At 68.6% G+C, this 24,713-nt stretch carries 18 protein-coding genes and 1 pseudogene; 11 read left to right on the top strand and 8 right to left on the bottom strand.

The window, feature by feature from the left end:
- Nucleotides 1-113 precede the first annotated feature (113 nt).
- From shbA to HNR07_RS20055, 4 genes are all read left to right on the top strand, one after another.
- Entirely contained in the window at nucleotides 114-773 is a 660-nt protein-coding gene (shbA, locus tag HNR07_RS20070; protein WP_083926815.1) for an RNA polymerase sigma factor ShbA, read from the top strand.
- 286 nt (nucleotides 774-1,059) lie between these two features.
- A complete protein-coding gene (gene guaB / locus HNR07_RS20065) occupies nucleotides 1,060-2,550 on the top strand; it encodes an IMP dehydrogenase (RefSeq protein WP_184366313.1) in 1,491 nt (496 codons plus the stop codon).
- A 235-nt stretch (nucleotides 2,551-2,785) separates the two neighbouring features.
- Nucleotides 2,786-3,892, top strand: a complete 1,107-nt coding sequence (locus tag HNR07_RS20060) for a GuaB3 family IMP dehydrogenase-related protein (RefSeq protein ID WP_184372360.1) — start codon at nucleotides 2,786-2,788, stop codon at nucleotides 3,890-3,892.
- A 179-nt stretch (nucleotides 3,893-4,071) separates the two neighbouring features.
- Nucleotides 4,072-4,968 (top strand): lytic transglycosylase domain-containing protein, encoded by an 897-nt coding sequence (locus HNR07_RS20055; protein WP_184366312.1) that lies wholly within the window; start codon nucleotides 4,072-4,074, stop codon nucleotides 4,966-4,968.
- A gap of 10 nt (nucleotides 4,969-4,978) precedes the next feature.
- Here HNR07_RS20055 and HNR07_RS20050 read toward each other — a convergent pair whose 3' ends face one another.
- The 4 genes from HNR07_RS20050 to HNR07_RS20035 form a co-directional block, all read right to left on the bottom strand.
- A complete protein-coding gene (locus HNR07_RS20050; protein ID WP_184366311.1) occupies nucleotides 4,979-5,338 on the bottom strand; it encodes a SpoIIAA family protein in 360 nt (119 codons plus the stop codon).
- 101 nt (nucleotides 5,339-5,439) lie between these two features.
- Complete coding sequence (locus tag HNR07_RS20045; RefSeq protein ID WP_184366310.1) at nucleotides 5,440-5,823, bottom strand: SpoIIAA family protein; 384 nt, start codon at nucleotides 5,821-5,823, stop codon at nucleotides 5,440-5,442.
- Nucleotides 5,824-5,876: 53 nt separating this feature from the next.
- The gene (locus tag HNR07_RS20040; protein ID WP_221318882.1) at nucleotides 5,877-6,200 is read right to left on the bottom strand and encodes a SpoIIAA family protein; all 324 of its coding nucleotides are present in this window, start codon (nucleotides 6,198-6,200) and stop codon (nucleotides 5,877-5,879) included.
- A 183-nt stretch (nucleotides 6,201-6,383) separates the two neighbouring features.
- Entirely contained in the window at nucleotides 6,384-6,671 is a 288-nt protein-coding gene (locus HNR07_RS20035) for a hypothetical protein (RefSeq protein ID WP_184366308.1), read from the bottom strand.
- 623 nt (nucleotides 6,672-7,294) lie between these two features.
- Between HNR07_RS20035 and HNR07_RS20025 the strand changes: the two genes are divergently transcribed.
- Together HNR07_RS20025 and HNR07_RS35920 are read left to right on the top strand one after the other, a co-directional pair.
- Nucleotides 7,295-10,771 (top strand): LamG domain-containing protein, encoded by a 3,477-nt coding sequence (locus tag HNR07_RS20025; protein ID WP_184366307.1) that lies wholly within the window; start codon nucleotides 7,295-7,297, stop codon nucleotides 10,769-10,771.
- An 81-nt stretch (nucleotides 10,772-10,852) separates the two neighbouring features.
- Nucleotides 10,853-16,555: an RHS repeat-associated core domain-containing protein gene (locus HNR07_RS35920; protein WP_312893908.1), complete on the top strand. Its 5,703-nt coding sequence runs from the start codon at nucleotides 10,853-10,855 to the stop codon at nucleotides 16,553-16,555.
- 8 nt (nucleotides 16,556-16,563) lie between these two features.
- Here the strand turns inward: HNR07_RS35920 and HNR07_RS20015 are convergent.
- From HNR07_RS20015 to HNR07_RS20000, 4 genes and pseudogenes are all read right to left on the bottom strand, one after another.
- Nucleotides 16,564-17,360 (bottom strand): IS5 family transposase gene (locus tag HNR07_RS20015; protein ID WP_246420400.1). Its coding sequence is split into 2 segments (ribosomal slippage): nucleotides 16,564-17,024 and nucleotides 17,024-17,360, totalling 798 coding nucleotides; the frame shifts between segments, so codons are not numbered across the junction.
- A gap of 85 nt (nucleotides 17,361-17,445) precedes the next feature.
- Nucleotides 17,446-17,844: pseudogene (locus HNR07_RS20010) on the bottom strand (DUF5753 domain-containing protein); the annotation flags it as partial.
- Between the two features lie 49 nt (nucleotides 17,845-17,893).
- Nucleotides 17,894-18,286 carry a DUF397 domain-containing protein gene (locus HNR07_RS20005; protein WP_184366305.1) on the bottom strand — a complete coding sequence of 131 codons (393 nt, stop codon included), beginning with the start codon at nucleotides 18,284-18,286 and terminating at the stop codon, nucleotides 17,894-17,896.
- The gene (locus tag HNR07_RS20000) at nucleotides 18,283-19,146 is read right to left on the bottom strand and encodes a helix-turn-helix domain-containing protein (RefSeq protein WP_017582520.1); all 864 of its coding nucleotides are present in this window, start codon (nucleotides 19,144-19,146) and stop codon (nucleotides 18,283-18,285) included. Before HNR07_RS20000 ends, HNR07_RS20005 begins: the two co-directional genes overlap by 4 nt.
- 338 nt (nucleotides 19,147-19,484) lie before the next feature.
- On the opposite strand from HNR07_RS20000, the gene HNR07_RS19995 reads away from it, so the two are divergent.
- The 5 genes from HNR07_RS19995 to HNR07_RS19975 all read left to right on the top strand — a co-directional run bounded on the left by HNR07_RS19995 (nucleotide 19,485) and on the right by HNR07_RS19975 (nucleotide 24,666).
- Nucleotides 19,485-19,895, top strand: a complete 411-nt coding sequence (locus HNR07_RS19995) for an ATP-binding protein (protein WP_184366304.1) — start codon at nucleotides 19,485-19,487, stop codon at nucleotides 19,893-19,895.
- 227 nt (nucleotides 19,896-20,122) lie between these two features.
- Nucleotides 20,123-20,383 carry a hypothetical protein gene (locus tag HNR07_RS19990; protein WP_239646170.1) on the top strand — a complete coding sequence of 87 codons (261 nt, stop codon included), beginning with the start codon at nucleotides 20,123-20,125 and terminating at the stop codon, nucleotides 20,381-20,383.
- A 161-nt stretch (nucleotides 20,384-20,544) separates the two neighbouring features.
- Nucleotides 20,545-22,278 (top strand): glycerol-3-phosphate dehydrogenase, encoded by a 1,734-nt coding sequence (gene glpD / locus HNR07_RS19985; RefSeq protein ID WP_184366303.1) that lies wholly within the window; start codon nucleotides 20,545-20,547, stop codon nucleotides 22,276-22,278.
- 155 nt (nucleotides 22,279-22,433) lie between these two features.
- The gene (locus tag HNR07_RS19980) at nucleotides 22,434-23,126 is read left to right on the top strand and encodes a response regulator transcription factor (protein WP_184366302.1); all 693 of its coding nucleotides are present in this window, start codon (nucleotides 22,434-22,436) and stop codon (nucleotides 23,124-23,126) included.
- Between the two features lie 73 nt (nucleotides 23,127-23,199).
- Complete coding sequence (locus tag HNR07_RS19975) at nucleotides 23,200-24,666, top strand: sensor histidine kinase (protein ID WP_184366301.1); 1,467 nt, start codon at nucleotides 23,200-23,202, stop codon at nucleotides 24,664-24,666.
- The last annotated feature ends 47 nt before the right edge of the window (nucleotides 24,667-24,713 follow it).

Here is a 24,713-nt window from a genome sequence, read left to right as displayed (position 1 = left end):
CCGTTTCACACCCGCACCTACGTACCGGTTTCGGGCTATTTTTCCAAAATGTGACCATTCCGTAGTTGCTGATTGGAGTGGTTGGGTCCCCAACAGCGGGCATCATTCGTAACGTGACGGATGCAGGCGCCCGGGGGGGCGTTACCGCGCAGCGGACAGGTACGCCAGGTGCGCCCGGAGGGCGTGAGGAGGCGGACCCCGCTACGCGAGACACGGGGTTGAACCATCTGGGGTCTCTCGCCGTCCAGGGCGACGACGGGGCCATGGACTCGCTGCTGCGCGAGGTCAGACCCATGGTGGTGCGCTACTGCCGTACCCGCCTGGCCCGGGTCTCCGGGCTGGCGCACTACTCGGACGACGTGGCGCAGGAAGTATGCATCGCCCTGCTCACGGCGATCCCCCGCTACCAGGACCGGGGCAGGCCCTTCGCCTCCTTCGTGTTCGGCATCGCCGCGCACAAGGTCGCGGACACCCTGCGCGTGGCCGGCCGGGTGGAGACGGTCCCCACCGACACCGTGCCCGAACCCCCGGACGACGGCCCGGGCCCCGAGGAGTCCGCGGTACGCGTGATCGAGGCGCAACGGGCCAGAGAACTCCTCGACGAACTACCCGAACAGCAGCGCAGGCTGCTGGTCATGCGGGTGATCACAGGACTTACAGCAGACGAGACGGGACATCTCCTTGGTATGTCGGCAGGTGCGGTACGGGTTGCCCAGCACCGAGCTATTGCTCGGCTTCGGAAGGTGGCCCTGGCGAACCGCGTCCTCCCATGAGCACGGCCGCGGCCCCCGCCCGGGGCGCCGCTCGTGTCCGGCACGACCCCGCCGCCGGGGCTACTGCCGCTACCCCGGCTGACCCCTCCGGTTGACCCGGACCGCGCCCACACCCGTGGGAGCGGTCCCGTCCGCCTGCCCTCGCCCGCCCCCTTGATCGCTTCGTGACCGAGGTGACGGGGCGAACATCTCATTCCACGGGGCGGGCCGTCGGCGACGACCTAGGATGAGACGACACGCGGGGGCGAACCGCGCAGGTGTTGCCGGGAACAGCGGAGGTTGTGTCATGAGCCAGGACTACAGCGACTACGGGGACAAACTGCTCCCGCCGGGGCTGACCTACGACGACGTCCTGCTGGTACCGGCCTACTCGGACTTGCAGCCGGGCGAGGTGGACACCACCACCAAGCTCTCGCGCAACATCAGCCTCAGCATCCCGCTGCTCTCCGCCGCTATGGACACCGTCACCGAGGCCCGCATGGCCGTGGCGATGGCCCGCCAGGGCGGCGCCGGCGTGCTGCACCGCAACCTCTCCGCTGAGGACCAGGCGGCCCAGATCGACCTCGTGAAGCGCTCCGAGGCCGGAATGGTCACCGACCCGGTCACCTGTAAGCCCGAGGACGACCTCGCCGAGGTGGAGCGCCTGTGCGCCCACTACCGCATCTCCGGTGTCCCGGTCACCGACGGCCAGGGCTCCCTGGTCGGCATCGTCACCAACCGCGACATGCGGTTCGAGACCGACCGCTCCCGGCTGGTCCGCGACGTCATGACCACCGAGAACCTGGTCACCGCACCCGTCGGTGTCAGCCGCGAGCAGGCCTTCGAGCTGCTGCGCAGGCACAAGGTCGAGAAGCTGCCCCTGGTCGACGGCCAGAACCGCCTGCGCGGGCTGATCACCGTCAAGGACTTCATCAAGAGCGAGCAGTTCCCCAACGCCACCAAGGACGCCGACGGCCGTCTCGTGGTCGGCGGCGCGGTCGGCGTGGGCACCGAGGCCGAGGAGCGCGCCAAGCAGCTCATCGACGCCGGGGTGGACTTCATCGTCGTCGACACCGCGCACGGCCACTCCTCCGGCCTCGCCGACATGGTCGCCAAGCTCAAGGCCAACTCCCGCGCGGACATCGTCGCGGGCAACGTCGCCACCCGTGCCGGGGCCCAGCTGCTCATCGACGCCGGTGCCGACGCCGTCAAGGTCGGCGTGGGCCCGGGCTCCATCTGCACCACCCGTGTCGTCGCCGGTGTGGGCGCCCCGCAGCTCACCGCCATCCTCGAGGCGGGCAAGGCCTGCGGTCCCGCGGACGTCCCGCTGATCGCCGACGGCGGCCTCCAGTACTCCGGTGAGATCGCCAAGGCCATCGTGGCCGGTGCCAGCACCGTGATGCTCGGCAGCCTCCTCGCCGGTGTCGAGGAGAGCCCGGGCGAGCTCATCTTCATCAACGGCAAGCAGTTCAAGGCCTACCGCGGCATGGGCTCGCTGGGCGCGATGCGCGGCCGCTCCTTCTCCAAGGACCGCTACGCCCAGGCGGACGTCGCCTCCGAGGACAAGCTGGTCCCCGAGGGCATCGAGGGCCAGGTGCCGTTCCGCGGCCCGCTCTCCGCCGTGGCCCACCAGCTGGTCGGCGGCCTGCACCAGTCCATGTGGTACGCGGGCAGCCGCACCGTGCCGGAGCTGCGCGAACGCGGCCAGCTGATGCGCATCACCAGCGCCGGTCTGCGCGAGAGCCACCCGCACGACATCAAGATGACGGTGGAAGCGCCGAACTACAACGCGCGCTGACGCAGCCGCCCCACCCCGCGTGATCTTGCTACCAGGGGCAAGTTCGGCGCCCAAATCGCTTCTGGTAGCAAGATCATCTCCGGGGAGGGGAGCGAAATCCTTCCGGGGCCGTGGACCGGGGGCCTGGCGCCGCCGCCGACGGCCTGGTCGCGGACCGATAGACTCGCGTCCGCGGTCATGCGCCGGTCGACCGACCGGCGCCGCACGTCAGAGGGGAAGCGAAGAGTTGGCTCAGGTGGAGATCGGGCTGGGCAAGAACGGGCGTCGTGCCTACGAACTCGACGAGATCGGGATCGTGCCCGCGCGACGGACCCGCGACCCGGAGGAGGTGTCGATCGCCTGGCAGATCGACGCCTACCGGTTCGAGACGCCCCTGGTCGTCAGCCCCATGGACAGTGTCGCCTCGCCCCAGACGGTCGTCGCGGTCGGTGAGCAGGGCGGCCTCGGCGTCCTGGACCTCGAGGGTCTGTGGACCCGCTACGAGGACCCGGAGCCGCTGCTCCAGGAGATTCGCGAACTCGACAAGGTCGCCGCGACCAGGCGTCTGCAGGAGATCTACGCGGCGCCGATCCAGGAGGAGCTGATCGGCCGCCGGATCGAGGAGATCCGCGACGCGGGCCTGGTCACGGCCGCGCGGCTGTCGCCGCAGCGCACCGCCCAGTACCACAAGGCGGTCGTGGACGCCGGGGTGGACATCTTCGTCATCCGCGGCACCACGGTCTCGGCCGAGCACGTCTCCGGGCGGGCCGAGCCGCTCAACCTCAAGCAGTTCATCTACGACCTCGACGTCCCCGTCGTGGTCGGCGGCTGCGCCACCTACACCGCGGCCCTGCACCTGATGCGCACCGGCGCCGCCGGTGTGCTGGTCGGTTTCGGCGGCGGCTCCGGCCACACCACCCGCTCGGTGCTGGGTGTGGCGGTCCCGATGGCCAGCGCCATCGGCGACGTCGCCGCGGCCCGCCGCGACTACCTCGACGAGTCCGGCGGCCGCTACGTGCACGTCATCGCCGACGGCGGCATGACCGGCAGCGGTGACATCGCCAAGGCCCTGGCCTGCGGCGCCGACGCCGTCATGGTCGGCTCGCCGCTGGCCCGTGCCGCCGAGGCGCCCGGCGGCGGCTACCACTGGGGCAGCGAGGCCCACCACAACGAGCTGCCGCGCGGCGAGCGGGTCGAGGTGGGCACGATCGGCGACCTGAAGTCGATCCTGCACGGCCCGGCCTCCACCAGCGACGGTTCCATGAACCTCATGGGCGCCCTGCGCCGGACCATGGCGACCTCGGGTTACACGGACCTGAAGGAGTTCCAGCGCGTCGAGGTCGTGGTGAACCCGCACCGCTAGCCGTACGTACCACGCGGTACCGAGGGCGTCCCGGTTGACCGGGGCGCCCTTTGCGCTGCCCGGACAGCTGCTCGAGACCTATTGCCTCAGGGGGGTGCGATCGAGTGGCGACGGTGTGCGACTATGGGGCGTGTTTTGTTGTCCCGTGATCCGACGGTGACTTTCTCTTGGAGGACTGCATGGGTGACAGCGAGTCCGGTGCCCCCGGGCACCGTCGGCGTCGCCGACGCGGACCGGCGGTGGCGGTCAGCCTGACCCTGGTCGTGTGTCTCCTGGTGACGGCGGGGGTCGTGGTCCTGGTCGGGCGGGTGTCCAGCGCGCTCAACAGCTGGGAGCCGCCGAGCGCCGCCGTCGTGGACCCCGGGGACGGGAGCATCGCCACCCCGCCGCACGACGAGCTCACCGGCCCGCCCGCGCTGAGCGGGGTCCAGGCCCAGGGGAACGAGGACGAGAGCGGGAACGAACCGGCCGAGGCCGCCGCGGGCGCGGACGAGCGCTCCCAGCCCGCCGGGGCGCTGCGGCCCAGCGACGAGTGGCTAGACGAGGTCTCCGAGAGCAGCGGTGTACCGCGCCGGGCCCTGGAGGGTTACGCCAGCGCCCAGCTGGTGGTCAACGCCGACCAGCCCGGATGTCAGCTCTCGTGGCCCACGCTGGCGGGAATCGGGTACGTGGAGTCCCGCCACGGTACCTACGCGGGCGGTGAGATCGGCCCGGACGGCAACACGACCGTGGACATCATCGGGATCCCGCTGGACGGCACCAACAACACCCAGGCCATCCCGGACACCGACGGCGGCGAGTTGGACGGCGACACCGAGTGGGACCGGGCGATCGGTCCGATGCAGTTCATCCCCAGTACCTGGGAGCGGTGGGGCGAGTCCCTGGAGGGCGGCAGCCCGGATCCGCACAACATCGACGACGCGGCGCTCTCGGCCGCCCGCTACCTGTGCGCCGACGGCCGCGACCTGATCACGGAGCAGGACTGGGAGGCGGCGATCCTGTCGTACAACCGCTCCGGTTCCTACGTCGCCGACGTCCTGGCCTACGCGCACGCCTACGCCGACGCGTCCGCCTGACCGGAAGGGCTCAGCTCCCTCCGACCCAGGCCCACGCGGCCTCCTCGTCGCTGTGGTCGAAGTGCCGCAGCTCCATGTCGACGACCTTGTCCGTGGCCTCGGTGAGGAACTCGGCGAGCCGGTGGTCACCGACGACGGCGTAGCGGTCGATGTCCCCGAAGTGGTCCTTGGCGAACCTCAGACGTTCGGTGAGGGCGGCGGTCGCGTTCTCGGGCCACCCCCTCATCCGGACGAGGAGACGGATCCTGCCGTGCTCGCCGACCGCCTCGCGCAGCTGGCCGAGTATCTCCCGAACCTCCTCCTCGGTGACGGAATCTCCGATCTCATAGGCGACGACGTTCCCCTGGCCGCGTTCCAAACGCTGGTACATGTCTCCCCCGAAACGTATCTGCGGCTTTCCCCGGGGCCTACCCGAGGAGGGCGCCTCCACGCGGCCGGAGAACTCCCGGACGGCGGCCGTCGCCACCGGGATCACCCCGGGTCCTCGTCAGCGGGTCCGGAGGCGCCCGCCCAGGCCCAGGCGGAGTCCTCCTGATCGAGATCGAAGAAGCGCAGGTCCATGTCGACGAAGGCGTCCGCCAGCGAGGTGAGGGAAGCGAGCGCGTGCTCGTCTGCCACCAACGCGTAGCGTTCGATGCCGGGAAGCTGTTCGCGGGCGAGCCGCAGGCGCCCGCCCACCGTCGGGTTCTCGGTGGTGGGCCAGTCCCGGATCCGGATCAGGAGGCGTACCGCGCCGTATCGGTCGATGGCGGAACGAACCTCTTCGAGGAGATCCCGGAAGGAGTCCTCGGAGACTGTGCCCTCGACCTCGAATCCGAGTACGTTCTCGTGACTGGGTTCCAACCGCGTGTACATGGTCGCTCCCTACTCTGTGTTCCTGCCTCCCCGACGGTGGACTGCCTGGTGCCTCAAGCCTCCACCCACACCCAGGCGACGTCCTCGCCGTCGGGCGGAAAGTGTTTGATGTCGGTGCCGGTCAACTTGTCCGCCGCCCTGACCAGCCACTCCAGTCCCCGGTGTTCGCCGACCACCGCCAGGCGTTCGATACCGCCCAGGTGGTCCCTGACGAAGCGGAACCGGTCGTCGTTCGCGGAGATCTCGGTGCCCGGCAGCCCCGGCATCCGGAGCAGCAGCCGTACGCTTCCGTGCGCGGAGACGGCGGCGCTCACCTCGTGGGAGAGCTCCGCGTACTCGCCGCCGTCGAGGGCGCCCTCGATCTCGTAACCCAGCACTGGTCCGCGGCTTCTGTCCAACCGCCGGTACATGGTCGCTCCCGCAACGCCGACAACGGAACTCCTGGTTGGCTACCCGTTCGCGAACGCCCCAAGCCTTCGGCGCGGCGGCCTGCTTCCTCGGGTCGGACCCTAGAGCCCGGCCCCTTCCCGCCGCCGGGCCTCCTGCTGACGCTGGGCGCCCTACTGGGAGCGCACGTCCTGGCGGGCCAGGGCGTTGCCCGGCGCGAGCCGGGTCACCGGGGGTTCGCTGCTGGTGGTCCTCGGCATCTCACGTTTCCAGGAACTGGGCGCGCTGTCCTGGGGGAGCGGGGTGCGGTCGCGCTCGGTCTCGCGGTCCTTGGCCTGCTGCTCCTGGCGGAGCGCCGCAGCACCGACCCCCTGCTCACACTCCGGCTGCTCACCACGCGTTCCCTGGTGGTCAGCGCGGTGCTGATCTTCGTGGTCATGGGGGTGGTGAACACGCTGCACTTCGTCTACACCACCCACGTCCAGGACGGGCTCGGGCTCAGCCCGATGGCGGCCGGGCTGGAGTTCCTGCCGCAGGGCCTGGCGGCCGTGCTCGGTTCGGCCCTGCTGCCCCCGCTGCTGAACCGCTGGGGTGCTCGGCGCACGCTGCCGCCTTCGTCGCGCTGGCCGCGCGGCGGAGGTAAGGCGACACCCGGTGGGACCGGGGAATCGGTCCGATGCAGTTCATCCCCAGTACCTGGGAGCGTTGGGGCGAGTCCCTGGAGGGCGGCGGCCCGGATCTGGAACGCCCCCAGTGGACGGACGCACCTGGGTGTGTGCAGTGCGGCTGACGGTGCTGATGATTGCGTGTCCGCCCACACAAAGAGCGTCTTGCCATTCGGGAACAAGATGTAGTCCGAGTAACAAACAATCACAAATCGCCCATAATTTATGTTGTCGCATTGTTGCCACGGATCTGTTTAGCCCGAGGTCAAAGCCCCTCTGATGGCTCTCGGGAGCCTTGTTGAACTGGGGATATGCAGGTTGCCTCAAGTCGCGTCCTGTGGATACCGTCGCTCCTCCCCGACACACCGAGCCCAGCTTGCTGGGTGCGGCGCATCCCCGAAACGCGAACAGGTCCACCCATGCGTCACCCCTTGACCCGTGCGACGACGATCGTGACTGCCAGTGCCCTGGCCCTGTCGCTACTCGCTGCTCCCCCTGTGGCCGCTGAGCCCGATCTGCCAGATCCCGCCAGCTCCGAGGAGCAACAGGAGCTGGACGCTCTGGCTTTGGCGGAGCAGACCGGTGAGCCGGTGGAGATCCCCGGGCTCACGGATGAGAAGACCCAGCACTTCGCCCACCCCGACGGGTCCCTGACCGCGGAGATCTCCGCGATCCCGGCCCGGGTGCGCTCCGAGGGCGGTTGGGTGGATGTGGACACCACCCTGGTCCAGACAGAGGACGGGCTGGTGCGGCCCAAGGCGGCGAGCATGGACATCGCCTTCTCCGGCGGTGGCGATGACGCGATGGCCCATATCGGGATCGGCTCCAACAGCGTCGCCCTGGGCTGGGTGAACGACCTCCCCGAACCCGTGATCGATGGCAATCAGGCCACCTATACCGACGTGCTTCCGGACGTGGACCTGGTCCTGACCGCCGGAGCCGAGGGTTTCACCCAGGTCCTGGTCGTACACACCCCAGAGGCAGCCCAGCACTCCGAGCTGGCCGAACTCGACCTGTCACTGTCCACTAACGGTGTGACCATGACCGCCGACGAGCACGGCAACCTCGACGCGACCGGCGACGCAGGTGGCCAGAGCGTCTTCTCCGCTCCGGCCCCGCTGATGTGGGACTCCTCCGGAGACGAAGAAACGGACCCCCTGGTGTCGGCCCCGGCTGGAGCACGGGCCCAACAGATGGAGACCTCGGTGGAGGTGGACCGGCTCCGGCTGGTACCCGACCAGGACATGCTCTCCGACGAAGCCACCCAATATCCGGTCCACATTGACCCCTCGGTGAGCGCGAGCCGCCCCAACTGGGCCTACGTCGACGCCACCTATCCGAATGCCGCCAACTTCAACCCCTCGACCTCTGCCGGGGTGGGCCACTACTCCGGGCCTGAAGGGACCTTCACCCGGCGCTCGTTCTTCCAGTTCACGGTGATGGCCCGCACCAACCACCCGAACACCATCATCAACTCCGCGACGTTGCGCACCGAGGTGGACTGGGCCTACACCTGCGGTAGCACCGCGCACATCGAGTTGCAGCGGGTGTCGGCGTTCAACCGCAACACCACCTGGAACAACCAGCCCGCCACCCGGGGCGGGGTGCTGGACACCCAGAACGTCACCGACGGCTGGGCGGCCTGCCCTTCCGAGCGTGGGACGGAGTTCGACGCCACATCCGCCTACCGGTGGGGGGTCAACAACAACGCCTCGCACATCTACCTGCGTTTGAAGGGGAGCAACGAAACCAGCAGCAGCGCCTGGCGCCGTTTCGACACCAGCGACAACCCGCCGGTGCTGGTGGTGGACTACAACCACCCGCCCGAGCGGCCAGTGACCTCTACCATCTCGGACTCGCTGGGCGGGGCGTGCCAAACCGACCGCACGCAGCCTCGGTTGATCAACGAGACCACGGTCAGGTTCAACGCTCAGATCCGGGACCGGGACTCCTACTGGGTGGGTCAGCAGGTCAAGTCCCAGTTCGAGTGGAAGCTCACCGGGGTGGACGAACGGTTGGGAACCGCCGACTCGGCCTATGTGACCGTGGGCAAATGGCCGGGCGGTTCCTACCGGCCGGTGACAGCGCGAGATCTCCCCGAAGGCGAGTTGATCGCCTACCGGGTACGCGGCCATGACCGCTCCCACTGGGGCCCCTGGTCTTCGTGGTGCTTCATTGAGGCCGACACCACCAAACCCGACTCCGGCCCCGGGGTGACCTCGGACGATTACCCGGCCGGGGACACCGCCCATGGCTCGGTGGGGCGTTCGGGGGAGTTCACCTTCGCCAACAACGGCGTCGAGCAGGCCACCTCCTACCACTACAGCGTCAACGACGCCACGTGTGCCACCGAGCTCGAGCTCGATGCACCGGGGGCGTCGGTGACGGTGCCCATCACGCCGACCCGCGATGGGCCGAACCTGATTCATGCGCGGATCACCGACGCCTTCGGCAACTCTTCCGAATGCGGCCTGGTGTACACCTTCACCGTCGCTCCGCCCGCCGGTCCGGTCTCCTACTTCCCGCTGGACGAAGGCCAAGGCACCACCGCCACCGACGTGATGGAGGCGGGTCGCACCGCGAGTGCCTCGGGCGGCATCGACTGGACCCGCGGCCGGGTCGGCCATCCCAACGCGGACTCCTACCGGTTGGAGGGAACCGCGGTGGATCTCGGCGGTGACAGCCTGTTGAACACCGCTGATCCGGTCATCGACACCACCGGCTCGTTCGCGGTCTCGGCCTGGGTGTACCTGGACGAGATCCCCGAAGGCAACGCCACCGCCGTTTCCCAGGCCGGTGAGTTCCAGTCCGGCTTCCACCTGGGCTACCAGGGGCACAGCACCCAGGCCTGGACCTTCAAGATGGCCCCGCACGACGACGGGCCCACCTCTGGTGCGTCCGGGTGGACCTACGCCAACGCCAGCGACCCGGTCGAACTCGGGGTGTGGACCCACCTGCTGGGCACCTACAGCCCCGACACCGGCGAGCTCGCCCTGTACGTCGACGGGGTGGAGCAATCCCGGGTCCAGCACCCCACGGCATGGAAAGCCGAGGGCGGCCTGGTCATCGGAGGCGGACAGCACCAGGGAAACCTGACCTACCACTGGCCCGGCGGTATCGACGACGTGCGCGTGTGGGACCGCTCGGTCCTGGACGATGCGGTGTACGAGGACGGCGAAGTGCACCCCGAGGTGTGGGAGCTGGCCAACCGTCCCGCCGCGCTGGAAGGGCGTTGGAAGCTGGACGAGACCGAGGGAACAGTCGCAGCCGATGCCTCCGACCACGGGTTGGACGCCACGCTGGAGGCCGACCCGCTCACCGCGTGGAACCAGGCCATGAACGATGTCACCTTCGCTCCCGGCGTCAGCCTGGACATGGACCACAAGGAACACCTGCACACCGACGGTCCCGCGGTGCGCACGGACCGCAGCTACAGCGTGGCGGCCTGGGTGCGGTTGGACGAGGTCGGTCATAACGCGGCCACGGTGGCCCAGAACGGCACCGACCACAGTGCGTTCTATCTCAGCTACCAGTACACCTTCGACTGGGACAACTGGGTGATGAAGCTGCCGCCCGAAGACCGGACCGGGGCCAGCGGTTGGCACCGTTCCCTGTCCGAGCAGGCACCCGAGTTCGGCCGGTGGACGCACCTTGCGGCCACCTACGACCACACCCGGCGTGAGGCCACGCTGTATGTGGACGGGACGGCCCAAGAACCGGTGGCGGTGCCTGACGCCTGGCACGCGAACGGACCGGTGGTGATCGGCGGTTCCCAGTTCGAGTCGAACTTCAACGGTCAGTGGGCCGGTGACATCAGCGACGTCCACCTGTATCAGGGCGTGCTGACCGAGGCCGATATCAGCGACGTCATGTTGGGATACCTGCCCATGTCCTGACGCCTCACCAACCTTCGCTGTTCCCTGAGCCCTTTTGATCTGCCCGGCAGGAGTACATCTGCCGGGCGGGAGGAATCCCCTGTGTCTGACATCCCCCAGACCCCCTCGCCCCGTCGTGGCCGCAAGTCCCTCGTCTCCTTCGTTTCGCTGGTGCTGGTGACCGGGCTGGTCTCGGCGCTTCCCGCCTCCGCTCTGGGCTACAACACCCGCCCGGACGTAGATCTGGGCGAGTCGGTGGATGGAAACCCGGCATCGGTCCCGGTGATCGAGGCCGATGCCGCTGTGGCCGAGGCCGCGGTGACCGCACTGGACCAGGCCGATTGGCCCGAGCCCGCCAAGGTGGTTCTCGACGGGACCGATTTGGCACCCCGGGCCCTCAGCGGCAGCGCTGAGGAAGAGCCGGTGCGGGTGGAAGGCGTGGAAGCCGAGGAGTTCGAGTCTTGGACCTCCCCGTTGCCGGAGGAGAGCGACGAGGCAACAGAGCCTGAAGAGGCCGGGGACGAGCAGGGCCAGGGGACAACCAGCGAGCGCCGGGTCCCGGCCGATCCCCGGGCCGAAGAGGCAGACGAAGAGCCCGGAAGCCCCGAGGGCGAGGCCACGGAGGAGCCTGCCGACACCGAGGCGGAGATCCCCGAGGCCGAGCCGCGGAGTCCGGAGCCCGCGCAGGACAGTGAAACCGAAGCGGCCGAGGACACTGGCCTTGAGGATGTCCCCGAGGAACAGGAAGAGAGGGAGCCTGCCGGGCCGGTGGGCTCCGCTGAGGTCGAGGTGCTTGACCGGGCCGAGGCCGCCGAGCTGGGGCTGTCCGGTCTGGCGTTGCGCGCCACCCGCACCGACGGCGAGGACGAAGCCGGTCCGGTGCGGGTGGAGGTGGACTACTCCGGTTTCGCCTCCGCCTACGGCGCCGACTACGGTTCCAGACTGGACTTGGTTGCGCTCAGCGAGTGTGAGGGCGAAGAAGGCGCGGGGTGCTGGTCCACCCACGAGCTGGATGCGGACAACGACACCACCACCCAGACCTTGACCGCCCTGGCCCCCGCTACTGGTAGCGGGATGCTGTTGGCTGCGGTGGCCTCCGGGGACAGCGAAGAGGGGACCGGGGACTACTCGGCCACCCCGCTCAGCCCTTCCTCCACCTGGAACGTGGGTATCCAGTCCGGGGGGTTCTCCTGGAACTACCCGATCCAGACCCCCAACGTGGCCGGTGGCCTGGCCCCCGAGATCAGCCTGGGTTACTCCTCCCAGTCGGTGGACGGGCGCACCTCGGGCACCAACAACCAGACCTCCTGGATCGGTGAAGGGTTCGACTACCACCCCGGCTACATCGAACGCCGCTACCAGACCTGCCAGGAAGACGGCGACGACACCAAGATCCCCGACCAGTGCTGGTCCCACCACAACGCCACCCTGAACCTGGGCGGCCGGGCCACCGAACTGGTCTACGACGACGGTGAGTGGACCCCCAAGAGCGACGACGGCGCCAAGATCGAACGCCTGACCGGTGCCAGCAACGGCGACAACGACGGTGAGCACTGGAAGGTCACCACCGTCGACGGCACCCAGTACCACTTCGGCCTCAACCAGCTGCCCGGCCACTCCTCGGGCGATGAGACCACCAACTCGGCCTGGACCGTCCCGGTCTTCGGCAACGACCCGGGCGAACCTTGCTACGACTCCGACCTTGACGAGGCCTGGTGCGACCAGGCCTGGCGGTGGAACCTGGACTACGTCGTTGATGTGCAGGGCAACGCCCTGGCCCACTACTACCAGGCCGAGACCAACCACTACGGCCTCAACTTCGACTCCGACCCGGTCGAATACGACCGCGGCGGCTACCTCAAGCGCACCGCCTACGGGCTGCGTGATGACGACGCTCAGGCCACCGCCCCGGCCCAGGTGCTCTACACCGTGGGCGAGCGCTGCGTGGACACCGGCTTCGGGTGCTCTGAGGACGATCGGGACGAGGACAACGCCGAGTACTGGCCCGACACCCCCCTGGACCAGGACTGTGAGAAGGACTGCGCCGGGCAGCACTCCCCGACGTTCTGGACCACCAAGAAGCTGAACAAGATCACCACCCAGCTCCACGACGGCGAGAAGTACACCACCGTGGACTCCTGGGAGCTGGAGCACTCCTTCCCCGCCCCGGGGGACGGCACCGACCCGGCCCTGTGGCTGGACTCCATCACCCACACCGGCCACACCGGCGGCGACTCCGAGACCAAACCGGCCATTACCTTCGCCGGCACCCCGATGCCCAACCGCATCGACTCCACCACCGACGGCCTGGCGCCGATGAACAAGTGGCGCATCACCGCCGTCTACACCGAGACCGGCGCCCAGGTGGACGTGTCCTACGCCGCCCCCGACTGCGAGGAAGGCAAGGAACCCGAGGCGCACACCAACACCCAGCGGTGTTACCCGGTGGTGCGCTCCCACCGTCCCGGGGCCGATGACATCACCGACTGGTTCGCCAAGTACGTGGTCACCGACCTGGTCGAGGTCGACCTGGTCGGCGGAGCCCCGGACGTGATCACCAGCTACGACTACGTCGGAGACCCGGCCTGGGCGTACATGGACGACGACGGATTCGTCGACGAGGACCGACGCACCTGGTCGCAGTGGCGCGGCTTCGACCGGGTGATCGAACGCTCCGGTCACCCGGATGAGACCCGCACCGAGGTCGAGCACCTGTTCTACCAGGGCATGCACGGCGACCACCAACCCTCCGGCACCCGTACCGCCAAGGTGGTCGACTCCACCGGTACTAGCGTCAACGACGATCCGGTCTTCAACGGCCAGACCCGCGAAACCATCGTCCGCGACGGCGTGGACGGGGACGTGGTCTCCAAGACCATCACCACCCCCTGGAAGAAGCGCACCGCCTCCACCTCCCACGACTGGGACCTGGAAGCCCACCTGACCAACACCAAACAGGTGGATGCCTACACTGCCCTGGCCGATGGGTCCTTCCGGCAGACCCGCACAGTCAACACCTTCGACGACTACGGCATGGTCACCTCGGTCCACGACCACGGCGACGTGGACGACGAGGGTGACGATTGGTGCACCAGGACCACCTACGCCCGCAACACCGGGCTGCACCTGCTCAACCCCATCGCACGCACTCAGACCGTGACCGCGGCCTGTGGGCAGGACGCCTCCTACCCCGACGACGTGGTCAAGGACGAGCGCACCCTCTTTGACGGCGGCGATTTCGGGGAAACACCCACCCAGGCCCGCCCCACCCAGACCCAGCGCATCGCCGACTACGACGACGGCCAACCGGTCTACCAGACCATCAGCGAAACCACCTTCGATCAGTTCGGACGCGCCCTTGAGGTGACCGATGCCGAGGGCAACACCACCACGACCGTCTACACCTCCGCGGTCACCGGTGGCCCCAACACCAAGGTGGAGACCACCAACGCCCTGGGGCACACCAGCACGGTCGAGTACGACGAGCGCTCCCAGCCGGTGGCCGAAACCGATGCCAACGGCAACCGCACCGAGTTGGCCTACGACCCGTTGGGCCGCATGACTGACGTGTGGCTGGCCGACCGGCCCCGCGACCGCGGCTTCTCCCCCTCGATGCGGTTCGAATACGCCCTGTCCAAGGACGAACCCACCGTCGTCACCACGCACACGCTGAACGCCTCCGGTGGTTACACCACCAGTCACCAGATCCTGGACGGGCTGCTCCGCGAACGCCAGAGCCAAGCCCCGGCCCCGGGTGGCGGCCGGGTGCTGACCGATGTGTTCTATGACAGCCGGGGTAACACCGTCATCTCCCGCGAGCCCTACTTCAACGAGGACGAGCCGGGCGGGGAGCTGTTCGTGGTGGCCAACCACGACGAGATCCCCCGCTGGATGCGCACCGTCTATGACGGGGCTGGTCGGACCACCGACAAAGTCCAGATGTCACGCGGGGTGGAGCAGTTCCGCACCACCACGCAGCACCAGGGCGACCGTACGTTGGTGAGCGAGCCCGAGGGCGGCACCGGCACCACTGTTATCACCGACGTGCGTGGCAACACCGTCGAGGTGCGCAAGCACCACGGGCCCGCTGCGGAGGGCGACTTCGACTCGACCTTCTACACCTACACCGCCCGCACCGAGCTGGAGACGGTCACCGATCCGGGCGGCAACACCTGGACCTACGACTACGACCTACGCGGCCGCAAGGTCTCCGAGACCGACCCCGACACCGGGGTGAGCCATCTGGGCTATGACGACATGGACCGCCTGGTGCAGACCACCGACGCCCGGGGCCAGAGCCTGGTCACCGTCCATGATGAACTGGGCCGTCAGACCGAGCTGCGCGACGGTGACGGTGATCTGCGGGCCGAGTGGACCTTCGACACCGTGGCCATCGGCCAGCCCACAGCTTCAACCCGGTATGAGGACGGGCAGGCTTACACCACCCGTGTGCTGGGCTATGACCCGGTCAACCGGCCCCGCGCCCACCAGATCAACATTCCCTCCGGGGAGGGCGAGCTCGCGGGCAACTACCTGTTCCGCACCACCTACTACCCCGACGGCAGCGTCCGGGCCACGGACATGCCCGCCGCCGGGGCGTTGCGCGCTGAACCGGTCACCTACGGCTATGACGAGTTGGGCAATCCCACCACACTCTCGGGTGGTGACCACATCGTCACCGAGACCGTCTACTCCAAGGTCGGCAACCTGGTCCAACGCGAGTTCCACCGCGGGGTGTTGGGTGCCAACCGCACCTGGCAGAGCTTCGACTTTGATGAGAAGACCAACCGGCTGGCCTACGCCAGCGTCGTCCCCCAAGCCGGGGAAGGTTCGCTCTCGACCCAGACCTACGGCTACGACGACCGCGGCAACCTGCTCTCGATCAACGACGAGCCCACCGACTCCGAACGTGCCTCCGATGTGCAGTGCTTCGACTACGACCACCTGCGCCGCCTGACCCAGGCCTGGACACCTGACGCCACGGGTGAGCAGGCTTGCACCAGTGAGCCGCAGGTGAGCGAGCTGGGCGGGGCGGCCCCGTACTGGCACGAGTTCACCTACGACGCCATCGGCAACCGCGTCCAGGAGGTTCAGCACGGCCCGGGTGGCGGTATTACCCGTGACTACACGACCCCCGATGAAGGCCAGGGTCCGGCGCACGCCGTCACCCAGGTAGCCGAGGCCGGGAGCACGGGTAACAGCATCCACTCCTACGACTACGACGAGGCTGGCAACATGGTCTCGCGGAACAGCGGCGAGCATGACCAGAGTCTGGAGTGGGGCCCTGAAGGTGAGCTGACCAAGGTCACGGGTGGTTTGTCTACGACCGAGTACGTCTACGATGCCAACGGCGAACGCTTGCTGCGCCGCGCCAACGGGGCCACCACCCTGTACCTTCCGGGGATGGAGGTGACCTGGGATCCGGCCGAGGGAACCGAGGAAGCCACCCGCTACTTCACCCACGCGGGTGAGACCGTGGCGGTGCGTGAGAACGACGGCCGCCTGCACTGGATCACCTCCGACCACCACGGCACAGGCGAGATGAGCATCGCCGCCACCGGCGACGAGGTAACCCAACGCAGGATGACGGTGTTCGGTCAGGACCGCGGCACCACGGGCACGTGGCCGGGGGAGCGCGGGTTCGTCGATGGGATGATCGATGCGTCCACTGGTCTGACCCAACTCGGAGCACGCTCGTATGACGCGGACCTGGGCCGGTTCATCTCGGTCGATCCGCTGATGGATCTGGTTGACGCCCAGTCCATGAACGGGTATGCGTACGCGAACAACAGTCCCGCTACTTAGAACTCGTCTCATTTGGTGAGTCTGCGGAAGCAAATCAACGCGCAGGCGATGCCGGCGAACGCGAGGAAGTGCTCAGCCTTGCGCTCATAGCGGCGGTGCAGCCGGCGGCATCCGGCCAGCCAGGCCATGGTGCGTTCGACCTGCCAACGGTGCCGCCCCAACCGCTTCGAGAATTCCACGCCCTTGCGGGCCAGACGATGGATGATCCCGCGTTCGCGCAGCCATCGGCGCAGGTGGTTGTAGTCGTAGCCCTTGTCGCCGTGGAGCTTTCCGGGTTTGCGCCGCCTGCGGCCTCGCCTGGACCTGATGGGCGGTATCGCACGAATCAGCGGTTGCAGGGCTTGGCTGTCGTGCAGGTTCGCACCCGAGATCGCCATGGAAATCGGAAGCCCGGCCCGATCGGTGATCAAGTGGATCTTGGCGCCCTTCTTGCCCCGATCGACAGGATTCGGACCTGTCAGGTCCCCCCTTTGAGAGCACGCATGTTCACCGAGTCGATCGCGCACCGCGACCAGTCGAGTTCACCGCGGGAGCCGAGTTCGTCCAGGACCAGGCGGTGCGGCTTCGCCCACACGCGGGCCCGGCTCCACTCGGTGAAACGCCGGTGTGCGGTGGGCCCGGAGGGTCCGAAGACCGGTGGAAGCTGGGCCCAAGTGCAGCCGGTGGTCGCCACGAAGATGATCGCGGCCAAGACCTCACGGTCGCCGTGTCTGCGCCGCCCACCACCTTGAGGCCGGGTGGGTGCCTCGGGCACCACCCGCTGGAACAGCTCCCACAGTCCGTCCGGCACCAAACGCTCAATCATCGACACCGGGCCAGGTTATCGAGAATCCAAATGAGATGAGCTCTTACGCCAGTTGTTCCACCCGTTCTCCACGGTCATCTCTTCCCTACTTGTACTTTTCGTCCAGCAATCGCTGAATGAGCTTTCGGGTCTCTTGCTGTTCCAGCGCAGCCCCCTGCACCTTGTGAAACAACCCCTGGTAGTAGGAGGTTTCGGACTCCTGCTCCAGGAACAGGCCACCGATGGCGTACTCGATGTAGACCGCGTCGCCTGAGTTGACCCCTTCGATGAGGTCGGGGAACCGGAGTAGAACGAAGTTCCCCTCGGTCGCGGCGTGAGCTCCGGCAGTGAACGGCACACAACGCAAGTCCACGTTGGGTAGATCAGCCGTCTCCATGAGGTGGATGAGCTGATCTCTCGTCACCTCGGTCCCACCGATCACGCGATGGAGAGCGGACTCATTGAAGACTGCTGAGAAGCGGAGCGGGTTGTCACCGGTGAGACGTTGCTGCCGACGGACCCGAGCGGTGGTGAGGGCTGACCGTTGGTTGTGCTCAGTTGGTGGGGGTGGCGCTGCGGAGTTCTCCGGCTTGGGCGCCGAGCTGGAAGGCGTCCCATTCGGCCTTGTCGTAGACGATGATGGGGGCCTGTGGGTTGGTGGCCTCGGTCAGGGTGAACCCGCCCTCAGGAGTGAAGGCCGCGGTGACCTCGCCGAAGGAGGTCTTCTCGCCTTGGGCGATGCGTGCGCAGAATTCATCCCAGTCGGCGCTGGGGAAGGCCAGGGTGGGGCTGGCCTCGCCGAGTTCGTGCTTGCCGACGATGGTCCAGGGTCCGAACCGCTTGATGCCGACGCAGGAGCCCTGGCCGCCGGAGAACGACGACTTGACGAACGGCAGCTGAGTGATTTCAGCGAGGCTGGGGCGGGAGCCGTTCTGGTGGCGGGTCATGATGGCAGCTCCTCCATGAGCTTTTCGATGTAGCGTGCGGACGCAGCTGTGGGAGTGGCGACATCCACGATGTGGTTCCACAGCTGTTTGTGGCGGCGGATCTCGCGCGGTTTGTCCAGGTACAGGTTCCCGCCCTGGCCTTCGATGTAGATCATCGAGGGCTCGTCCGTCTCGAACTCCAGGATGCTGAACGGGCCGCTCAGGCCCGCGTGCGCACCCACGCTCTCCGGGATGACCTGAACGTTCACGTTGGGTTTGCGAGTGACCGTCAGCAGGTGTTCGAGCTGTGCCCGGTGGACCTGTGGTCCGCCGACCTGTCTGCGTAGGGCGGCTTCGTCCATGAGTACCCACAGGTTCAGCGGGTCGGGGTCGCGGTCCAGGATTCGCTGTCGTCGGGTGCGGAACTCGACAAGGCGTTCGACGTCCTCGGGGGCGTCCTGGGGGTTGGTGGCCGCGAGCAGGGAGCGCATGTGGTCCTGGGTTTGGAGCAGACCCTGGACGAGGTGCGTCTCGTAGACGTAGATGCTGGTGGCGTCCTCTTCGCGCCCGACGTAGATGTCGAACTTGGGCGGCATGACGCTCTCGAAGTCGCTGGTCCAGTGTCGCGACTTCGCGTCCGCTGAGAGCTGGCGTATGAGTTCGCGCTCCTGGGAGTCCTCGACGCCGAAGAGCTCGAAGAGGCGATCGAGTTCCAGCTTGCTGGGGACCGCATGGCCTCCCTCCATGCGGAAGACCTTCGGGTCACCACAGCCGAGTTCGTTCGCGACCTGCTTGCCGGTGAGTCCGGCAGTTGTGCGCTGCTCCTTCAGCCAGAGCCCCAGCTTGCGCTTGCTCCCTGCTGGGCCGCGTGTTCGCGCCACGTTCCTCCCCGTTCCAGCTCTTCGGCGGTTGGGCAACCCGTGCTTGTCGCCGCCCTGATGCTATCGGTAGTTCGCCTGAGAAGCTTTCTAAAAAAGATTTTTGAGAACGCTTGCGAGCGAAGCTTCCCCTGGGCATGATCGTTTGTATCGAAGGAGCGATGGTTCGGCTACACACCGTTTCCAGGGGCAGAGGGTCGAGTGTGTGGTGGGTGGTTCTGGGCTGCCTTCGATGACTGTTCGCGGACTCATCTGAGGAGGGCGTTATGGGTGTTGGTCGGAAAGTTGGGCCTCGGCGACCTGGTGGTGGGGTGGGGCTGTCGTCGGCGGCGTTTTGCTACATGGACGGGAACGAGCAGGCCATCGCGAAGGTGCGGGCGTGGCTGACCCGGGACGAGCGGCTGCGTGGTGAGAAGGGGTTCTGGGTGGCGCTGGTCGGCAGTGAGCTGGCCACCAACGCCGTTCGCCACTCGGCGAGCTGTGAGAAGTACGGGCGGATCGGGGTCTCGATGGAGTTCCTGGGCCACACGACCGTGCTGCTGGGGGTGCTGGACCAGGGCCGTAAGTGGGGTGGGCCCAGGTTGCGGCCCCGGGTGATCGAACCGGAGTCCGGAGAACCGTGCCCGGGTGGGCGCGGGTTGTGGCTGGTGGACCAGGTCGCCGAGTACTGGTGGTGGGAGGGGCGGCCCGACCAGCCGTTGTACATGCGGGCGATGATCCGCCTCGACCGGGAACCCGACCTGGACGGCTAGGGAACACGGGTGCGGATCGCGGCTCAGGCCAGCGCGGCGGGAAGCGCAGCTTCGGTGCACAGGGGCCATTGACACCCGCGCGCACGCTTTCGGCGATCGACGCACCCCCAGAAACGATCGACGCACCCCCAGAAAGCGGTGCGCCCCCAGAAAGCACAGTGCCCGGGTCGGTGCACCAATCACCGGCCCGGGCTGATCGACCACCTGAACGAAGCAGGAGGAAGACCATGCAGAACTCTAGTGGAGGAAGGCACCGCAAGCCCCGTCAGACGATGGCCTCGCGGTTGTGGTGGGTGTTCGCCTCAGCGGTGGCGTGGGCGCTGTGCCAGGTGATCGGCGCTCCGACCAGAACCGCGCCGATCAGGCCCCAGCTCCCTCCGGCCCCTCGGCGGTTGGAGTTGGCGGGCAGTGGCAGGAACTCGGGGGAGTGGGGCCACCCGAACGAAGCAGCCGGTGCCCTGGTCCGGCCCTACCTGCTGAGGGGGTAAGCGGGATCGCCGCCGCCTTCCTGGCCCCGGCGGTCTGGCGGAGGTAAATCGGCGGTATCGCGTGTGGCAACGCACAGCTCCTTCGGGCTCCGGTTAGCCTGGGGCCCCACCGGACCGGGTATGCGCCTTGGTGGGACACCGATCGAGAGGGAGGACCACCGATGGCAACCACCTGGTTGGGGCCGCAGGGGCGCACCGAGGCGCTCGCTTCGATGGCCGATGAGGAGCTGGACGTCCTCGTGGTGGGCGGCGGGATCGTGGGCGCGGGGATCGCGCTCGACGCGGTCTCGCGCGGGCTCTCCACGGGGCTGATCGAGGCGCGCGACTTCGCCTCGGGGACCTCCAGCAGATCCAGCAAACTCATCCACGGCGGGCTCCGCTACCTGGAGCAGTTCGACTTCGAGCTGGTTCGCGAGGCTCTGCACGAGCGCGGGCTGCTGCTCACCACCATCGCCCCGCACCTGGTCCGCCCGGTGCCGTTCCTCTTCCCGTTCGAGCACCACTGGGAACGCTTCTACATCGGCGCGGGCGTCACCCTCTACGACACCCTGGCGCTCACCTCGCGCAACAACCGCGGACTGCCCTCGCACCGGCACCTGTCCAGGTCCGGGGCGCTCAAGGTGTTCCCGGCGCTCAAGCGCAGCGCGCTGGCCGGGGCGGTCCAGTACTGGGACTGCCAGGTCGACGACGCCCGCCTGGTCACCACCGTCCTGCGCACCGCCGCCGGATTGGGCGCCAACATCGCCTCCCGGGTGCAGGCCGTGGAGTTCCTGCGCGAGGGCGAGCACGTGGTCGGCGCGACCGCGGCCGACCTGGAGACCGGGGACAGGAAGCAGATCCGCGCCCGCCAGGTGGTCAACGCCGCCGGGGTGTGGACCGACGACATCCAGGAGATGGTGGGCGGGCGCGGGCAGATCCACGTGAGCGCCTCCAAGGGCGTGCACCTGGTGGTGCCCCGGGACCGCATCCAGGCCTCCTCCGGGATGATCCTGCAGACCGAGAAGAGCGTGCTGTTCGTGATCCCGTGGGGCCGCCACTGGATCATCGGCACCACCGACACCCCCTGGGACCTGGACAAGGAGAACCCGGCGGCCTCCCGGGCCGACATCGACTACGTCCTGGACCACGTCAACCAGGTGCTGCGCACGCCCCTGGGCCGCGACGACGTGGAGGGCGTCTACGCCGGGCTGCGGCCGCTGCTGTCGGGGGAGTCGGAGGAGACCTCCAAGCTGTCCCGCGAGCACACCGTCGCCCACCCGGTGCCCGGGCTGGTGCTCATCGCGGGCGGCAAGTACACCACCTACCGGGTCATGGCCAAGGACGCGGTGGACGCGGTGGCGCACGGGCTGGGCGGGGCGGTCCCGGACTCGGTCACCGACAAGCTGCCGCTGGTGGGCGCGGACGGGTACGCGGCGCTGTACAACCAGCGGCACCGGCTGGCCCGCGACTCGGGGCTGCACGTCTCCCGTGTCACGCACCTGCTGCGCCGGTTCGGCTCGTCCGTGCACGACGTCCTGGACCTGATCAGGGAGCGGCCCGACCTGGGGCAGCCGCTGGCCGGCGGCGAGGACTACCTGCGGGCGGAGGTCGTCTACGCGGTGGCGGCGGAGGGCGCCCGCCACCTGGAGGACGTCCTGTCCCGGCGGACCCGCATCTCCTTCGAGACCTGGGACCGGGGGATCGCCGCGGCCGAGGCGGCGGCCGAGCTCATGGCGGAGCCCCTGGACTGGAACGAGGAGCAGGTCAAGCGCGAGGTGGAGTACTACCGCAAGGGCATCGAGGCCGAACGCGCAGCCCAGGAGCAGGACACCGACCAGGAGGCCGACGCCGTCCAGCACGGTGCCCCGGAGATCGTTCCGGACCTGCGCGTGGGGCGGCCGGGAGACCACCCCTGAAGGGGGTCCCGTGAGCATGACCACCTGACGGGGTCGCTCGGCGGCCGCGGGCAGGGCCGCTGAGCACTGACGACTTCGGTGTGGCCTGGGGCACATTGTCCGGTTAGGGTGCGTGTTAACCCCCTTTTACGTACACCCTTCAAAGGACACCGGTCATGATCAAGGTGCTGCTCGTCGAGGACGACGTCCGCCTCGCGGACGCCCTCGCCGGGGCGCTGGAGGCGCACGGCTACGAGGTCGACCAGGCGAGGACCGCGGGGGGTGCCCTGGCCGCACCCTCCGCGGACATCGTCCTGCTCGACCTCGGGCTGCCCGACATGGACGGCATCGAACTGTGCCAGCGGATCCGGGAGCGCCAGGACTTCGGTGACACCGCGATCATCATGGTCACCGCCCGGCGGCAGCAGCGCGAGCGCATCCTCGGGCTGCGCTCCGGCGCCGACGACTACGTGGTCAAACCACTGGTCATCGAGGAGCTGTGCGCCCGGATGGAGGCGGTGCTGCGCCGCACCACCAGGCGGGTCGACACCGTCCTGCGGACCGGGCCGATCGAGGCGGACCTGGCCACCCGCTCCGTGCTCTGCGAGGGCCGACCGGTCGAACTCACCCGAAAGGAGTTCGACCTGCTCGTGGTCCTGCTCAGGGAGGCGGGCGCGGTGGTCTCCCGGGAGGACCTGCTGCTCAAGGTCTGGCAGACCGCCTGGCCGGGCACCCTGCGCACCCTTGAGGTGCACATCGGAACCCTGCGTTCCAAACTGGGCCTGCCCCGGCTGATCCAGACCGTGCGCGGGGTCGGCTACCGGCTGGTGGCCACCGAGAACGCTGGTGTACCGGCGTCGCGGGCATGAGAGCGTTCGGCCGCCCGGAAGGCTCCGCGGCGGGCCCGGGGGCGGTCACCGCGGCGGCGGAAGGGGGCCGGTGATGCACCGGCGCGTGGTGACCGTGTACGTCACCCTGCTGGTCGCCGCCTGCCTGGCGCTCGCCCTCCCCCTGTGCCAGAGCATCGCCGCCCGGGGCACCTCCGACATGCTCCTGGACCGGATCAACGACACCGCCCGCTTCGCCGGGCTGGCCGAACCCGGGGTGCTGACCGGGACCGAGGACACCCTGTCCGGGCTGACCGGCGAGCTCACCGTCTACGAGCAGGTGTACGGGATCACCGCCGTGGTGGTGGACCGCGACGGCGAGGTGGTGGCCTCCTCCCGGCCCGAGCTCACCCTCGCCGACCTGGACCCCTCCGGCTGGCCGGGCAGCGCCGAGGAGGTCCCCGGTCCGGTCCGCACCGCGCTGGCCGGGAACCGGATGGGCGCGGACAGCGTGGTCTGGCCCTGGCAGGAGGGGCCGCTGATCGTCGCCGAGCCCATCGGCAGCTCCGGCGAGGTGGTCGGGGCCGCCGTCACCGCCTCGCCCACCGACGCCCTGCGCCGCGCCACCCTCGCGCAGTGGTCCGTGGCCCTGCTGGTGGTGGCCGCCCTGATGGTGGCGGGCATCGCGGTGGCCGGGCCGCTCACCCGCTGGATCCTGCGCCCCGTCCACGATCTCGACGAAGCCACCCGGGCGGTGAGCGGCGGCAGCCTGGACGCCCGGGTGCGCACCGCGGCCGGGCCCGCGGAACTGCGCAGGCTCGGCGAGTCCTTCAACCAGATGGCCGACACCATCACCTCCATGCTGGAGAGCCAGCGCACCTTCGTGGCCTACGCCGGGCACCAGGTGCGCAACCCGCTGGCCGCGCTGCGCCTGCGGGTGGGCAGCCTGTCCCGGTACCTGGGGTCCGAGGGCGCACAGGAGCACCGGCTGGCCCTGGACGAGGTGGACCGGCTCTCCCGGATCTGCGACAGCCTGCTCACCCTGGCCCAGGCAGAGGACGCCGAGCACTCCACCGTGTGGGAGGACGCCCGGGAGGTGGCCGAGCAGCGGGTGGACGCCTGGCGGCCGATCGCCGAACGCGCCCGCGCCGCCCTGGAGTGCTCGGGTGCCCGGACCGCGCCGGTGCGCTGCGTGGAGGGCACCCTGGACCAGGCCCTGGACGCGCTCATCGACAACGCCCTGAAGTTCGGCGGGGAGGGCGTGCGCATCACGGTGCACGTGGGGGAACCGGTCAGGGAGGGGGAGGACGGCGGGCACCTGGACGTGCACGTGGTGGACGACGGGCCCGGGCTGCCCGAGGAGCAGCTGGCTCAGGCCACCCGGCCCTTCTGGCGCGACGGCGGGGGGTCGGGCGGTACCGGGCTCGGCCTGTCCATCGTGGTCACCCTGCTCGAGCTCCAGGGTGCGAAGCTGTCCCTGAGCCCCAGGGAACCGACCGGGATCGACGCGCGACTGCGGCTGCGGCTCCAACGGGACCAGCCGGACCAACAGCGGGCGGACCTTCGGGACGAACCGGTGTGACTAGGTGTACTCAGTGCGTCGTTGCACTAAGTGCACGCACTTGCCTA

This window comes from Nocardiopsis metallicus (genome assembly GCF_014201115.1).
Taxonomy (GTDB): Bacteria; Actinomycetota; Actinomycetes; order Streptosporangiales; family Streptosporangiaceae; genus Nocardiopsis; species Nocardiopsis metallicus.
This window is presented reverse-complemented; position numbering and strand designations above follow the sequence as displayed.

What these genes read in the sequence shown, in the direction of transcription:
- guaB (WP_184366313.1), top strand. Translation starts at nt 1,060, where the DNA reads ATGAGCCAGGACTACAGCGACTACGGGGACAAACTGCTCCCGCCGGGG.
- HNR07_RS20055 (WP_184366312.1), top strand. Translation starts at nt 4,072, where the DNA reads ATGGGTGACAGCGAGTCCGGTGCCCCCGGGCACCGTCGGCGTCGCCGA.
- HNR07_RS20050 (WP_184366311.1), bottom strand. Translation starts at nt 5,338, where the DNA reads ATGTACCAGCGTTTGGAACGCGGCCAGGGGAACGTCGTCGCCTATGAG.
- HNR07_RS20045 (WP_184366310.1), bottom strand. Translation starts at nt 5,823, where the DNA reads ATGTACACGCGGTTGGAACCCAGTCACGAGAACGTACTCGGATTCGAG.
- HNR07_RS20025 (WP_184366307.1), top strand. Translation starts at nt 7,295, where the DNA reads ATGCGTCACCCCTTGACCCGTGCGACGACGATCGTGACTGCCAGTGCC.
- HNR07_RS20005 (WP_184366305.1), bottom strand. Translation starts at nt 18,286, where the DNA reads ATGACCCGCCACCAGAACGGCTCCCGCCCCAGCCTCGCTGAAATCACT.
- HNR07_RS19995 (WP_184366304.1), top strand. Translation starts at nt 19,485, where the DNA reads ATGGACGGGAACGAGCAGGCCATCGCGAAGGTGCGGGCGTGGCTGACC.
- HNR07_RS19990 (WP_239646170.1), top strand. Translation starts at nt 20,123, where the DNA reads ATGCAGAACTCTAGTGGAGGAAGGCACCGCAAGCCCCGTCAGACGATG.
- glpD (WP_184366303.1), top strand. Translation starts at nt 20,545, where the DNA reads ATGGCAACCACCTGGTTGGGGCCGCAGGGGCGCACCGAGGCGCTCGCT.
- HNR07_RS19980 (WP_184366302.1), top strand. Translation starts at nt 22,434, where the DNA reads ATGATCAAGGTGCTGCTCGTCGAGGACGACGTCCGCCTCGCGGACGCC.
- HNR07_RS19975 (WP_184366301.1), top strand. Translation starts at nt 23,200, where the DNA reads ATGCACCGGCGCGTGGTGACCGTGTACGTCACCCTGCTGGTCGCCGCC.